The following is a 13960-nucleotide window of genomic DNA, read 5'->3' as shown; positions in this document are numbered from 1 at the left end:
GATGATGACGCTAGGCCTGGATAACGCTTTGTAGCACAGCGGCAAGTTTTTGCAAGGAATAAGGTTTGGCCAGCACCTCGTCAAAACCGTATTCCGCATGGTTGGCCATGATGGGATCCTGGGCATAGCCGCTGGAAACGATCACTTTGGCCTGAGGATCGATTTTGCGCAGCTCCTGGACAGCCTCCCGTCCTCCCATGCCGCCGGGGATGGTGAGATCCATGATCACCGCCGCGAAAGGCCGGCCGGCCGCCTGCGCCTCCCGATAGCGGGCAAGGGCGGCCACGCCGTCCTCGGCCATGACCGCTTCGTAGCCCAGGGCCCTCAAGACTTCGCCGGCCAGATCCCGGACCATCTCCTCGTCATCCATGACCAGCACCTTGCCCTTGCCTCCGACGATTTTTTCCGCCGCCCGCGGCTCGACCGCACGCAGGGCCTTGCCGGAAGCAGGGAGATAGACCGTGAAGGTGGAGCCGAGACCGGGCTGGGATGAAACCATGATCCGGCCGCCATGCCGCCTGACGATGGAGTAGCTGCTGGCCAGGCCAAGGCCGCGCCCCCCCTTCTTGGTGCTGAAGTAGGGATCGAAGATTCTGGGCAGAACGTCCGCGGCAATGCCGGCCCCCTCATCCCTGATGCTGATCCGGACATAGGAGCCCGGGGCAAGATCCATCTCATTGGGATAATCGAGCTGGGCGTTGCCGCAGACGACATGGATGACCCCGCCTTGGGGCATTGCCTGATCGGCGTTCACGATCAGGTTGTTCAGAACCTGACTCATCTGCCCGGCATCGACCTCCACATGGTGCAAGCCATCGGCAAGTTCGAGGTCGCAGCGCACATTGGAGCCGCGCAAGGAAAAAGCGATGGAATCCCTGATGATCTCGTCCATGGAAGCTACCTCCTTCACCGGCGCCCCGCCCTTGGCAAAGGTCAACAGCTGCAGGGTAAGGCCCTGGGCGCGGAGGGAGGCCTTTTCCGCCGCGGCCAGCTTTGTCTGCACCTCGGCATCTTCGGGCAGGCGCAGGCGGGCAAAAGCGATGTTGCCGAGTACCGCGGTGAGCAGATTGTTGAAGTCATGGGCGATGCCGCCGGCAAGAACCCCGAGGGACTCCAGTTTCTGGGCCTTCTGCATCTCCTGCTCCAGCTGCCTGGCCTCGGTGACATCGCGGAAGACCAGGACCACGCCGATGATCCGGCTTTTTTTGTCACGGATGGGGGCGCCGCTGTCGGCAATGAGCCGTTCGCCGCCGTCCCGGCACTTCAGCAGGGTATGGGGGGCGAGACCGACAATGCGCCCGGTCCTGAGCACCTCGGCAATGGGAGGGAGAACCGGTTCGTGCGTCTTTTCGTCAAAAATCTGAAAAATCTCGTCCAGCATCCTGCCGATCGCCTCTTTTTCCGACCAGCCGGTGAGGTGTTCCGCGGCCTTGCTGAGCATCACCACCCGGCCGCCGCTGTCCGTGGTGATGACCCCGTCGCCGATGCTGCGCAGGGTAACGGCCAGCAGCTCCTTTTCCGCGGCCAGCTCCTCCTCGGCTTTTTTCCGGTCGGTGATGTCGCGGACCATGGAAAAAACGATCCGCTTCCCGCCCCAGGAAACCACGCTGACCGCAATCTCGACGGGATACTCACCGCCGTCCTTCCGGCATTGCCTTGATTCAAAGAATATGGGTTTGCCGGTCTCGATGCCGGTATAGGTCTTTTTCATCTCCTCCTGGCTGAAACGCGGATCAAGCTCATGCATGTACATCCGCAGCAACTCCTCCCGCGCATGGCCGGAAAGCTCGCACATCCGCCGGTTGACATCCCGGATTCTGCCGTCGAAATCATGGACGATAAAGCCGTCCGCCCCCTGCTCCATCAGGGTATGGAAACGCGCCTCGCTTTCCAGCAGGGTTTCCTCCGCCTCCTTGCGGGCGGTGATATCGCTGTTGCTGCCCCGCACCCCGAGAAATTCGCCCTTGCCGTTGTAAATGGCCCGGCAGACATGACTCAACCAGCGCACCCGGCCATCCTTGGTCAGGATGCGGTACTCGATGGGATCATGGGCTTCGTCGCTGACGGCATGATCGATATGGTTGATGCCCAAGGCCTTGTCTTCCGGATGCATCATCTTCTTCATCAGGCCGGGGTCCGCATAAAACTCCTCCGGAGCGTAGCCGGTGATGGCGAGACAGGATGGGGAGACATAGATCATCTCCCGGGTCGGGCTGAGCCAGAAGGTCCAGTCGGTGGAAAACTCGGTGACGGTTCTGAACAGCTCCTCGCTTTCCTGCAACTTATCGTTGGCGATTCTGGCGTTGGTCGCCATGGCATTGGTCGCCTCGACGATCCGGGCCAGTTCCAGATTGTCCACCGCCTCGGGAGGGACGGCCAGGGGCCCGCCGCTGAGGAGATTCTGCCGGGAAAGGAACTTGGCGAAACTGGCGAGGGGGCGGGAAAGCCTTCTGTCGATGAGGATATTCAGCACCACGATGGCCAGGAGAAAAAAGAAGCCGATGGAAAGCGCCAGAGAGGCAAGGTGGGAGAGGACCAGATCGCGGACCTCGGCGCGGGGTATTGCCGCATAAAAAGTCCACCCCTGGGGGGGATTGAGCGCCTGTCGGTAGGCAATGAATTTCTCGCCCCGGTGCGCATAGGAAACGAGGCCGTACTCATCCGGCCCGCCCAGCATTTTCAGCTCGAAACCCAGGGGATGGCGGCTGCGGCCCAGGGCGGCATCAGGATGGTAGACAACGGTGCCGGTCTGGGAAAGGATGAAGACAAAGGCCTTTTGCAAAGGGCCGCTGATGGTCAGGTGCCCGACCAGGGGAGTCAGGGAATTCAGGTCTTTTTCAACCAGGAGCAGGCAGCCTTCTCCCAGTTGATAGAGCATGGTCACCACCGGGGTCAGGCCGACCAGGGACTGGTGCACCTTGGTGATCTCCCGGGCTGGCTCCAGATACTCCAGATGGGAAAAATCAAGCCCGACAAAGGACTCGTCCCCCTTGCCGGTCCGGATCACCCGTTTCTGCCGGTCAAGGATGAAGTAATGGTCCAGGGGGCCGGTCATGGGCAATCTGTCGACAAAATAGTCGGCTACCGCACGGGGGCCGCCTTCGAGGGGTCTTTGCTCGATGATTTCCTGGACGAACCGGTCATTCTGGAGAAGATACTCGCGGATGAGGGCGGCACAGGAGGCGGCCGCCCCCTTCATGACCGCGGCGACATCCTTCCTGTATTGGCGGTATTCAAAAAAGGCGCTGACGGAAAAGACCAGGACGAATCCGATACAGCCGAACAAAACGAGAAGACGCCGCAGTCTGACACTGAAGGATAAAGGCATACGCACCCGCCACGAAGCCCCGGTTCGGAGCTTGTCCGTAACTTTATTCTTTGACCCTTATCTCCCCTTCGTTCTGGAAGGCGCCATTGCGCACCCGTATCGCGTAGATCGGGCGGGAAACGTCACAGGACGCATCAAAACGCAACGGTCCCATCAGGGTCCGGAACTCGGTGGCCAGCAGAGCCTTTTTCAGATCAAGGGCGGTGGCCCTGACCGGGCAGAGCTCCAGAGCCTTGGCCAAAACCTGAACCGCCTCATAGGACCGGGCCGAACGGGCGGTGGGCGGCTTGTTGAAGCGCCCCCGCATTTTCGTGGAAAAATCCTGGTAGGCAGGGCTGGCCAGCTCCGGATCGATGAAGCTGATCAGGGTCATGCCCTCCACGGCCTTGCCGCCATACTGAAGCAGATCCGGGGTCTGGGCCCAGACCGTGGCGATAAGATCCCCGGAAAAACCGCGGCCCAGCAGTTTCTGGGCGCCGATGCCGGTCATGGTCACCTCGGTGAGCATGATCACGGCTTCCGGGGCGGACGCGAGAAGCTCGTCCACGATCCGCGGCCAGTCGACCTCTTCCTTGGAGTTGAAGCGGACCTTTGTCACCCGACCGGGGAAACGACCCACCGTGTGTTCGATATAATCCTCGACAAAGCTCTGGTTGGACATATCCATGAGAAAGGAAACGTTCCCGATCCCCCGTTCGTTGAGCAGGGAGGCCAGGGCGATGCCGTAGAGATTGTTGTCGACCGCGGTCCGGCAGAACAGGTCGTCCTGGCCGGTCAACCTGGAGGTGGCCGTGTAGGGGGTGAAAAGCAGGGTGTTGCGCGAGGTGACAAAGGGGTGGGCAACCAGGGTGTTTTCCGAATAGGAGTGGCCGATGATGGCGATGACCCCCGCCTTGATCAGCTTTTCGTCGGCGGCGAAGATTCCCTCCTCGCTGTTGAGATCATCCTCCACCAGGAGCTGCAGCGGCCGCCCCTTGACGCCACCGGCGTTGTTGATGTCGTCAACGGCGAGCAGGGCGCCGTCCCGGATATACTCTCCGGCGGTCCCGCCCCTGCCGCTCAAGTTTATGGCCAGACCGATCCTGATCGGCTCCTCCACCCTCCCGCAGGCGGCAATGGCGGCGACAACCAGCAGCACGACCAGGGTAAAGCCGACCTTGGCGGCCCGTTGCCGAAAGGGCTGTCGACGGCACAGGAAGGTGCCGCTCAATTCCGCCGGCTCTGAAAAAGCCGGGGATGGCTTTTTCAACGGCCCGTTGCCAGATGTTTCCCTCAACCGCACATCCATAACCCCTCCTCAGCGAACGCCGACCACGACGCCCATGCCCGTCTCAGCCCCCCCGGCCGTTTATCTTCCGGAACAATCCGCGGGGTGCCAACAAAAAATCCGTATTTCGCGCCCTGTTGACGAATCAGGGGGATGGCAACGAAAAGAAGAAGCCGGAATACCCGGCCCTTAGGATATTACACAGGATTTTCCGCCACTCTGTCAAGCTATTCCCTGGCCGCGGATTCACGAGGAATTCCGGCAAACGCGCCTCTTTTACATCAATGCCATTGCGCTCGCCGACGATCTTGGCTACATTCGCTCATAATCTTTCCCTTTCCCATCCGCCGAGTTTTTGCCCTATGACCCACTGGAAAAGCCTCCTCGCCCGCAGCATCAGCACCCCCAGCCAGCTGGCCGGGCACTTCCCCATCGATATCCCGGCTCTTTCCGCGGTAACCGAACAATTCCCCATGCGGATCAACCCCTACTACCTTTCTCTGATCAAGGAAGAGGGGGATCCCATCTGGCTGCAGGCGGTGCCGGACAGCCGCGAGCTTGCCGACGAAACCTGCCTGGCCGACCCCCTCAATGAAGAGAACCTCTCGCCAGTAGCCAATCTGGTCCATAAATACCCGGACCGCGCCCTCTTCCTGGTCACGAACCAGTGCGCCATGTTCTGCCGCTTCTGCACCCGGAAGCGGAAGGTGGGCACCGAACGGATGCTGATCAGCAGGGCCACCATGGAGGAGGGCTGCAAGTATCTGCGCGGCAACCCGGAGATCCGGGACGTCCTCATCTCCGGCGGCGACCCCCTGCTGCTGCCCGACGAAACCCTGGCCTGGCTTCTGGACAAGCTGCGCGCCATCACCTCGATCCAGATCATCCGCATAGGCTCCCGGGTGCCCTGCACCCTGCCCATGCGGGTCACCACCAGGCTTGCCGCCCTGCTCAGGCGCTACCATCCCCTCTATCTCAACACCCATTTCAACCATCCCCGCGAGATCACCGCCGAATCGGCGCTGGCCTGCGCCAGGCTGGCCAACGCCGGCATCCCCCTGGGCAACCAGAGCGTGCTCTTAAAAGGGGTGAACGACGATGCCGCCACCATGACGGAACTCATGCAAAAGCTGCTCGCGATCCGGGTCAGGCCCTATTACCTCTTCCAGACCGACATGACCCGCGGCACCAATCACTTCCGGACCAGGGTGGAGAACGGTCTTGAGATCATGCGCGCCCTGATCGGCCACACCTCGGGCATGGCCGTGCCCACCTTTGCCGTTGATGCCCCGGGCGGCGGCGGCAAGATTCCGCTCACCCCGGCTTACCTCACCGCCCTGGGCAAAACCGTCACCTTCACGAACTACCGCGGCCTCCCCTGCTCCTACCATAACGACCTCTGACCACGATACCGACGGTGGCACTTTTTCACGGCAATCCGAGATCGCGGACCTGCTGGTCGCGGGTCTCTTTGCCGGACCTGTATTTTTTGTCGGTATCGCGGATAGTGTAGAATTCGAAAGGCCACGATACCGACGGTGGCACTTTTTCACGGCAACCCAAGATCGCGGACCTGCCGGTCGCGGGTCTCTTTGCCGGACCTGTATTTTTTCCAACCAGCGCATTGTCTCAAGCCGGCGGGAGTGATACCATTTAGATCAGGGATTGCTCTGCAGGGAGGGACAGCATGCAAAAAAAGATTCTCGTCGCGGTGGACGGCTCTTCATACAGCACGAATTCGCTCCGCTACCTGGGCCAGCTCTTCAAGGATGTGCCGGAGATGGAGGTCCATCTCCTCTCCATCGTCCCCGCCGCCGGGACCGGCAGCGCCGCCCGGGAATGGCTGAGCGAGGAGGAGATGCTCAACGTGGTCAGCCCCGCCACCCGCAAGGCCCTGGCCGCACAGAAAAAATATATGCTCCAGGCCATCGAGACCCTGAAGACGCTCGGGGTGCCGGAAACACAGGTGGAGAGCAGCGTCAGCCTTTCCCGCCTGGGCGTTGCCGACGACATCCTCCATCTCGCCCGCCAGGGCCGGTATGACGCCCTGCTCATCGGCCGCCGCGGGGTCGGCAAGCTCGAAGAGCTGATCATGGGCAGCGTTTCCGCCACCATCCTGGAAAAATGCCATGACCTTCCCCTCTGGATCATCGACGGCCAGGTCAATTCCTCCCGCTTTCTGGTGCCGGTGGACGGCTCCTGCCACTCGCTGAAGGCCATCGACCATCTTGCCTTTATCCTTGCCGGCAACCCGCGGGCCGAAATCACCCTTTTCTACTCCAAGGCCCTCCTCGCCAGCCGCCCGGAGATCGATCCCGCGGATTTCCATGCGCTCTGGGGCCGGGAATGGTGTGAAGCCCATCTGGAAAGGCCGGACAGCCTTTTCCACGCCCCCAAGCAGCTTCTTCTCGAAAACGGCTTCCCGGAGACGCGTATCTCCTGGCTTGAGACCTTCAAGGGACTTGAGCCGGCCCAGCAGATTCTCCGCCAGGCGATCATCGACGACTTCGGCACCATCGTCATAGGCAGGCGCGGCCCGGAAAGCAGGAAAGGGCTGTTCCGCGGGGTATCCGACCGGGTCCTGCTCATGGCGGAGCGGGTCGCCATCTGGATCGTCGGCTGATCTTCGCGGGCAAGACCTCCCATGCGCCACTTTTCCCGTCCCCTGCTCGTCCGGGCCGCCGTCCTCATCCTCTGGGGCCTTCTCTTCGGCGCCTTGCTGAAACGCGACATCTTCGTCGAAAAGATCGACCCCGGCGATGCCGCCATCATCAGGCAGAGTCGGGAAGAGAGCTTTGTCGGCATCTATTTTGCCGGCAACCGCATCGGCTATGTGCGCTCCCGCCTGACGCCGGATGAGGAAAGGGGCGGCCTGCGCCTTTCCCAGAGCGCCTATCTGACCCTCAATATCCTCAAGGAAAAGCACCCCGTCCGCATGCAGCTTGAGGCAAACCTGAGCAACGGTTCGGTGCTCAGGGATTTCTCCTTCACCCTGACCTCGCCGCTCTACCGGGTTTCCGCCCGGGGCGAGGCGACGGGCAACACCATCCGTTTCAGCATGGATACGGGCAAGGAGGTGATCCGCGACAGCATCACCCTGAAAAAACCCGCCATGCTGGCCACCAACCAGCGCGGTTATCTGCTCAAGCAGGGCCTTGTCCCGGGCCGGAAAGTCACCATTCCCTTTTTCGACCCCGCCTCCCTGAGCGCCCAGGAGACGGTGCTTGAATACCGGGGCCAGGAAAAGGTGCTCATCAAGGGCAGGGTCCAGCTCCTCCATCACTTCAGCGAAACCTTTGCCGGAATCCGGGTGAACAGCTGGCTTGATGACGCCGGCAGGGTGATCAAGGAGGAATCGCCCGCCGGCTTCGTCTACCTGGCGGAAGCGAAATTCCAGGCCATGGCGTTGAGCGAGGAAAGCCCGGAGCTTCTCAGCGCCGTCTCCGCCCCGCTCATCGGCGCCATGCCTGCCTTGGCCAAGCGGAATCGGATGCGCTATCGCCTGCACCTGCCCGAAGAGAGCCGCTTCGACCTCGACTCGGACCGCCAGCGGGCCTCGGACGGGATCGTCACCATCAGCAGGGAGCCGTTGCCGGCGGAGACGGCGCCTGCCTGCCAGACTCAGGAGTTTCTGAGGGCAAGCCCCTATATCCAGGCCGATCACCGGGAAATCGTCAACCTTGCCGGCAGGCTCACCGCAAAAACGGTCTCCGCCCTGGGCAGGACCCGGATTCTTGCCGGCTGGGTCTATGAGAATCTCGAAAAGAAACCGGTGCTCGGCATTCCGGACGCCCTTACCACCCTGCGCGGCGGCAAGGGGGATTGCAACGAACACGCCGCTCTCTTCGCCGCCCTGGCCAGGAGCGCGGGTATTCCGACCAAGGTGGTGGCGGGGGTGACCTTTTACAACGACGCCTTTTATTACCATGCCTGGAACGAGGTCTGCATCGACGGCAACTGGCTGAGCCTCGACACCACCCGCAACCAGCTACCCGCCGACCTTGGCCACATTCGCTTCGTGGAGGGGGAAACCAGGGAAATGATCGCCATGGGAGCGCTGCTCGGCCGGCTTACGGTCGAGGTGCTGCCTCCTGAGCCGCCGGGAGAAACCGATGACTGAAGCCATCAGAATCAACGGATTGACCAAATCCTTCGGCGGCTATACGGCGGTGGACCGCATCAGCCTTTCTGTCCGCCGGGGAGAAATCTTCGGTTTCCTCGGCCCCAATGGCGCCGGCAAGACCACCACCATCAAGATGCTGGCCGGCCTCATCCGGCCCGAACACGGCACCATCGCCATCAACGGCCATGACCTGGCCGGGGAACCGGAACGCTGCAAACAGGAGACCGGCTATATCCCCGACCGTCCCTATCTTTACGAAAAGCTTACCGGCAGCGAGTTTCTCTCCTTCGTGGCCAGCCTCTACCGGATTCCCGCCGCCCAGATCCAAAAAACCGTGCCGCGCCTTCTTGAACTCTTTGATCTCGGCGAATGGCAGCACCATCTCATCGAGAGCTACTCCCACGGCATGCGCCAGAAGCTGATCATCACCGCCGCCTTCATGCAGGCGCCACCGGTGATCATCGTCGATGAGCCCATGGTCGGCCTCGACCCCAAGAGCGCCCGCATCGTCAAGGAACTGTTCAAACAGCACGCCGGCAAGGGCGGCACCGTCTTTCTTTCCACCCACTCCCTGGAGATCGCCGAAGAACTCTGCGACCGGATCGCCATCATCCTCAAAGGCAAAATCAGAAGCATGGGCGATCTTGCCGGCCTGCGCCAGGAAGCGCGCCTTGAGACAAGCGGCCTTGAGGATATCTTCCTTGAGCTGACCGGCACCCATGAGCTGCAGGCGGTGATCGAGGCCCTGCGGGAAAGAAAGGAATAATCTCCGGAACAATCCGGCCCAGCCGGAGCAAACAAAAACAGGCCCCCATGTCCATCCGCATCGATCTTCTCCAGCCCTTCCGCTGCTCCTTCCGGAACCGCTTCTTCCCCGGCGGCCGCCTGCCCTTGAAAACCGTGACCGCCCTTGCCTTTGCCCTCGGCGTCTGCCTTGCCCTCTATCTGATCTCCGTCAAGGTTCTTGGCTATTTCCACGGCCAGAACGAACTGGGCATCATCCTCAGCCTCAAAATCTTCCAGATGGCCTGGATCATCCTCTTTGCCATGGTGATCTTTTCCTGCATGGTCTCCGCCGTCTCCACCATCTTTCTCTCCCGGGACAATGAAATCATCTTTGCCGCCCCGTTACGGCCGGCGGAGATCTACCAGATGCGCTACCTCACCACCAGCGTCTACACGGCCTGGATGATGGTGATCTTCTCCCTGCCGATTTTTGCCGCCTACGGCAAGGTCTTTGCGGCCGGCTTTCTCTACTGGCTCCTGATGCCCGCCGCCACCCTGGCCACGGCCCTGGCCGCCACCGGTATCGGCTGCCTGGCCACCGTGGTCCTGGTGAACCTCTTTCCGGCCCGCCGCACCAAGGATATCATCCTCTACCTCTCCCTCTGCTTCGGGCTTTTCCTCTACCTCCTCTTCCGCCTGATGCGGCCGGAGGATCTGGTCAATCCCGACAAGTATGCCCACTTTGTCGAGTATCTCTCCGCCCTTTCCACCCCGGCCGGCCCTTATCTGCCGGCCGCCTGGGCCGCCAACCTCCTCTCCGGCTACCTCCTGGACCGCGAGACCGACTGGCTCCTGTTTTCGCTTCTGCTCACAACCCCGCTTGCCCTCTTTTGCCTGGGAGAAATGGCCATGACCCGCTGGTTCTTCAACGGTTTCAGCAAGGCCCAGGAATCCTTCGGGGGATACCGCCGCTTCTCAAGCGGAATCGAAACAGGGGGCCGGCCCTGGCAATGGATCTTCCGCAAGGAGGCCAAGATATTCCTGCGCGACTCGGCGGAGTGGTCGCAGCTCTTCATGATCGCCGCCCTGATCATCGTCTATCTCTATAATTTCAAGATGCTTCCCCTGGAACGCTCCTACATTGCCGAGGAATTTCTCGTCAACATCATCTCCTTTCTCAATATCGGCCTCACCGGCTTCATGGTGGCCTCCCTTGCCGCCCGCTTCGTTTTCCCGGCGGTGAGCAGCGAAGGCGGCTCCTTTTATCTGATCAAGAGCGCGCCGCTCTCCATCCAACGGTTTCTCCTCTACAAATACCTCTTCTACCTGATCCCCTTTGCCCTGTTCACCCTGTTGCTCATCCTCGCCTCCAACCGGCTTCTGCGGATCAGCGGGCCCATGGCCTGGCTTTCCGTCGGGACAAGCCTGCTGCTTACCGCGAGCGTGGTGGCCATGGCGCTGGGCTTCGGCGCCATTCATGCCGACTTCAAGGCGGAAAACCGGGCCAGCACCCTGGGCGGCATGGGGGTGATCCTCTTCCTGCTCACCGCGATGAGCGTCGAGCTTGCCATCGTCCTTGTCGGCGCCATGCCCGCCTACCGGGTCGTGCGCAGGTGGCTCGCCGGCGCCGTGCTCGGCCCGAAGGAACTGCTCCTCCTCGGCGCCTGGCTTGTTTTTTCCATTCTTCTCGCCGGCGGCCTGGCAATTTATTTCTTCAAAAAAGGGATTCGGGCATTGGAAAATCCTAACTGATTTTGTATGCTGTCCACGAGCCACCTCTTCTTACAATACAGGCTGCCGCAAGCGGCCTGGCAACAGAGGCGCCCCATGACCGGCAGGGGGGCGCCGAAGGAATATGCATGCTGGCCAAGGTGATAAGCGGTACGGTCCTGGGCGTGGATGGCAGACTGGTCGATGTCGAAGTCGACATCGCCATGGGGTTGCCCACCTTTACCATTGTCGGCCTGGCCGAGGGAGCGGTGCGGGAAAGCAAGGACCGGGTAAAGGCCGCCATCAAGAACAGCGGCTACGATTTCCCCAACCGCCGCATCACCGTCAACCTGGCCCCGGCCGACCTGAAAAAAACCGGCACCGGCTTTGATCTGCCCATTGCCCTGGGCATCCTTGCCGCGGCGGGGCTGATCAGCAGGGAGCAACTCCTCAACAGTTGCAGTGTCGGCGAACTCTCCCTGGACGGCGCCATCCGCCGGAGCACCGGCATCCTGCCCGTGGCCCTGGCGGCCGGGGAGGCCGGGCTTACCGGCTATCTGGTCCCGGCGGCCAATGCCGCGGAGGCCGCGGTGGTTGCCGGCATCGATGTGCTTCCCGTCGCCACCCTGCACGAAGCGGTGGAACATCTTGCCGAACTCAAAAAAATACCCCCCTGTCCGCGGCTGGCCGGAGAACTCTTTGCTCCGGACGCGGAGGCGGAGAACGACTTCGCCGAGGTGAAAGGCCACGCCCATGTGAAACGGGCCCTGGAGGTGGCCGCGGCCGGCAGACACAATATCCTGCTCTCCGGCAGCCCGGGCGCGGGCAAAACCATGCTGGCCCGCCGTCTGCCCTCGATCCTGCCGGACCTCTCCTTTGCCGAGGCCCTGGAAACCACGAAAATCTACTCGACCATGGGCCTCATCCCCCGGAACAAAAGCCTGATCACCGTTCGGCCCTTCCGCGCCCCGCACCATACCATCTCGGACGCGGGCCTCATTGGCGGCGGCTGTCAATTCCAAAAGTTACTGAGACTCTACAATAATTATTGGGACTGGCCTTCCCTCTCACCCCGCTTTTCAACCTCTCTTTTTCGATCTCGACAACCAAAACCATCTCTTCGGAAGCCGGCACCTCTTGATTACTGGGGTGCTTTGTGATCAAGAACCTCCGCGACATCGCCATTCTTCCAAGGATGGCCGAGAAAAAGGGGCGCACCTATACACTGATCTGGGCCACGGACCTTCATTATCTTCCCGGCCGTTGCAGCATTTCCCTTCTGTTCAAGAACACTGAGGGTGATTTTTACATCACAGACAGCATTCCTCCTGAACTCTTGTCGTATTGCACTATCGGCTCTTTCTTCAAGGAAGGGAAAAAGCTGGAGAATATGCCTCCGACAGGAGACATATTGAGGTTCACCATCTCCTCCACAGCCAATAACCGTATCGTTCTTGCCAAAAATGCCATAACCGATGCCGAATACCCACTCACGTTCCCTACCACCGAAAATAACGCGACTTTCCTTTTTAACATCACAGAATTTTGCAAACACCAACATTGCCTGGTGTTTCAGAACGAGGGTTTGAAAATCGTAATTCCCAGCTTCGTCATAGGCGGGACCTACTATTTCAAGTCCACATCCATGCGGGAGCAGGTCTTTAGCCAAAAGCTAGAAGGTCTGTACGAATGGATCAAGATAGATCCTGAGACCAGGAATGCGGAGATTCTTCTGAAACCCGGCGCCAGCGACCACGATGCCTCCGATATTGTGCGGTTTGCAAAGAACGGCTTCGCCCGTAATCGTTGGAACATGATTATGCACCATATCAGAAGTAGAAATGGACAATTCAATCCGCTCAAGGTCGATTTTCCCGTGGAACAAAATCTTTCCATCCTTGCCCGGGGAAACCTTTCCGATAACCCCGAAGGCGGGAGAACCTTCGTTGTGTTCGAGATCATGGAGGAGAACAGCCGATTCCCATTCGACACCATCAGCCTCCTTAGAAGGAGATATGACTCTTCAGGAAGGGACTTGATGACGATATCCGTGTCCGATTCCAAGGACTCAGACAGAATGACCCACTCCAGCCCCGCCGCTCGGGAGATACAGAAAATACTGAAAGAGCGGGTTCGGATATCCAACCCCAACGAGAAGGCGATTGTTAAAACCAAGGCTTATATAGAGCCAGATCCGAGAGGCAAGAAAGAGTACCTGATTGTCGGCGTAAAGCGGGAGGGGGAAGTAGATCTCAGTGCCCAACAAGAAAAAAACTCGGCCAAAAAGATTTCCAAGGCCAAAATTGAGCGGAATCCAGAAGAGACAGTTGCCGGTTATGAAATGCCCCTCGACGAATTCGTTCAAATGGCCTCAGAACTCAAGGAGATGCAAGGAATAACAGACTGGTCGTACTCCGAGCAACTCGTTTGGCAGAAACCGAGATATAAGGGAAGGAAGCGGCTTTCTCAAAAAGAAAGCTACGATGGCACGGATGGCAACAGGCGTCGATGCGGATATGTTTCGTTTCAGCATCAATGGAAACAAGTCTGCCTTGTCGAGATCGACCAGAGAGCTCTCACGAATGGATGTTCCACCTTCGTTCTCTGCTCAACAGAACACGAGGCCTCAGCCGAGGCGGACAAGGTTGTGAAGTGGTACGTTGAGGCGGTTACTCAGGAAAAAATGTCCGACCGATTGGCCAGGTTGGGAGTTGTATTCCAGGTCAAACATCACCCGTCGAGCAACTCAGAGGCAGACAGAGCGAGTTGGATTTCGAGGCTCATCACGATACTCGGGTGACCCCTA

General features: G+C 60.0%; 9 protein-coding genes. 7 read left to right on the top strand and 2 right to left on the bottom strand.

All coding sequences use genetic code 11. The features are described from left to right. Window positions 1-10 precede the first annotated feature (10 nt). Window positions 11-3328, bottom strand: a complete 3318-nt coding sequence (locus ACUUL3_RS03925) for a PAS domain S-box protein (RefSeq protein WP_448554774.1) — start codon at window positions 3326-3328, stop codon at window positions 11-13. 43 nt (window positions 3329-3371) lie between these two features. Further along, the gene (locus ACUUL3_RS03920) at window positions 3372-4616 is read right to left on the bottom strand and encodes an ABC transporter substrate-binding protein (protein ID WP_448554772.1); all 1245 of its coding nucleotides are present in this window, start codon (window positions 4614-4616) and stop codon (window positions 3372-3374) included. Window positions 4617-4957: 341 nt separating this feature from the next. Here ACUUL3_RS03920 and ACUUL3_RS03915 point away from each other — a divergent pair, with 341 nt between their 5' ends. The 7 genes from ACUUL3_RS03915 (at window position 4958) to ACUUL3_RS03885 (ending at window position 13954) form a co-directional block, all read left to right on the top strand. Next, entirely contained in the window at window positions 4958-5998 is a 1041-nt protein-coding gene (locus ACUUL3_RS03915) for a KamA family radical SAM protein (protein WP_448554770.1), read from the top strand. Between the two features lie 284 nt (window positions 5999-6282). After that, entirely contained in the window at window positions 6283-7218 is a 936-nt protein-coding gene (locus tag ACUUL3_RS03910; RefSeq protein WP_448554768.1) for a universal stress protein, read from the top strand. A gap of 21 nt (window positions 7219-7239) precedes the next feature. After that, window positions 7240-8715: a transglutaminase-like domain-containing protein gene (locus ACUUL3_RS03905; protein WP_448554767.1), complete on the top strand. Its 1476-nt coding sequence runs from the start codon at window positions 7240-7242 to the stop codon at window positions 8713-8715. Continuing rightward, window positions 8708-9484 carry an ABC transporter ATP-binding protein gene (locus tag ACUUL3_RS03900; protein ID WP_448554765.1) on the top strand — a complete coding sequence of 259 codons (777 nt, stop codon included), beginning with the start codon at window positions 8708-8710 and terminating at the stop codon, window positions 9482-9484. Before ACUUL3_RS03905 ends, ACUUL3_RS03900 begins: the two co-directional genes overlap by 8 nt. A 47-nt stretch (window positions 9485-9531) precedes the next feature. Further along, the gene (locus tag ACUUL3_RS03895) at window positions 9532-11196 is read left to right on the top strand and encodes a putative ABC transporter permease subunit (RefSeq protein WP_448554763.1); all 1665 of its coding nucleotides are present in this window, start codon (window positions 9532-9534) and stop codon (window positions 11194-11196) included. A gap of 107 nt (window positions 11197-11303) precedes the next feature. Next, a complete protein-coding gene (locus ACUUL3_RS03890) occupies window positions 11304-12314 on the top strand; it encodes a YifB family Mg chelatase-like AAA ATPase (protein ID WP_448554761.1) in 1011 nt (336 codons plus the stop codon). Beyond that, complete coding sequence (locus ACUUL3_RS03885; protein WP_448554759.1) at window positions 12311-13954, top strand: hypothetical protein; 1644 nt, start codon at window positions 12311-12313, stop codon at window positions 13952-13954. Before ACUUL3_RS03890 ends, ACUUL3_RS03885 begins: the two co-directional genes overlap by 4 nt. Window positions 13955-13960 lie beyond the last annotated feature (6 nt).

Source organism: Thiovibrio sp. JS02, assembly GCF_053485635.1.
The sequence above is the reverse complement of the archived record's forward strand: the minus strand, read 5'-3'. Positions and strand labels throughout refer to the sequence as shown.

Coding starts and splice junctions, on each gene's coding strand:
- ACUUL3_RS03925 (WP_448554774.1), bottom strand. CDS start 3,328: ATGCCTTTATCCTTCAGTGTCAGACTGCGGCGTCTTCTCGTTTTGTTC.
- ACUUL3_RS03920 (WP_448554772.1), bottom strand. CDS start 4,616: ATGGATGTGCGGTTGAGGGAAACATCTGGCAACGGGCCGTTGAAAAAG.
- ACUUL3_RS03905 (WP_448554767.1), top strand. CDS start 7,240: ATGCGCCACTTTTCCCGTCCCCTGCTCGTCCGGGCCGCCGTCCTCATC.
- ACUUL3_RS03900 (WP_448554765.1), top strand. CDS start 8,708: ATGACTGAAGCCATCAGAATCAACGGATTGACCAAATCCTTCGGCGGC.
- ACUUL3_RS03895 (WP_448554763.1), top strand. CDS start 9,532: ATGTCCATCCGCATCGATCTTCTCCAGCCCTTCCGCTGCTCCTTCCGG.
- ACUUL3_RS03890 (WP_448554761.1), top strand. CDS start 11,304: ATGCTGGCCAAGGTGATAAGCGGTACGGTCCTGGGCGTGGATGGCAGA.
- ACUUL3_RS03915 (WP_448554770.1), top strand. CDS start 4,958: ATGACCCACTGGAAAAGCCTCCTCGCCCGCAGCATCAGCACCCCCAGC.
- ACUUL3_RS03910 (WP_448554768.1), top strand. CDS start 6,283: ATGCAAAAAAAGATTCTCGTCGCGGTGGACGGCTCTTCATACAGCACG.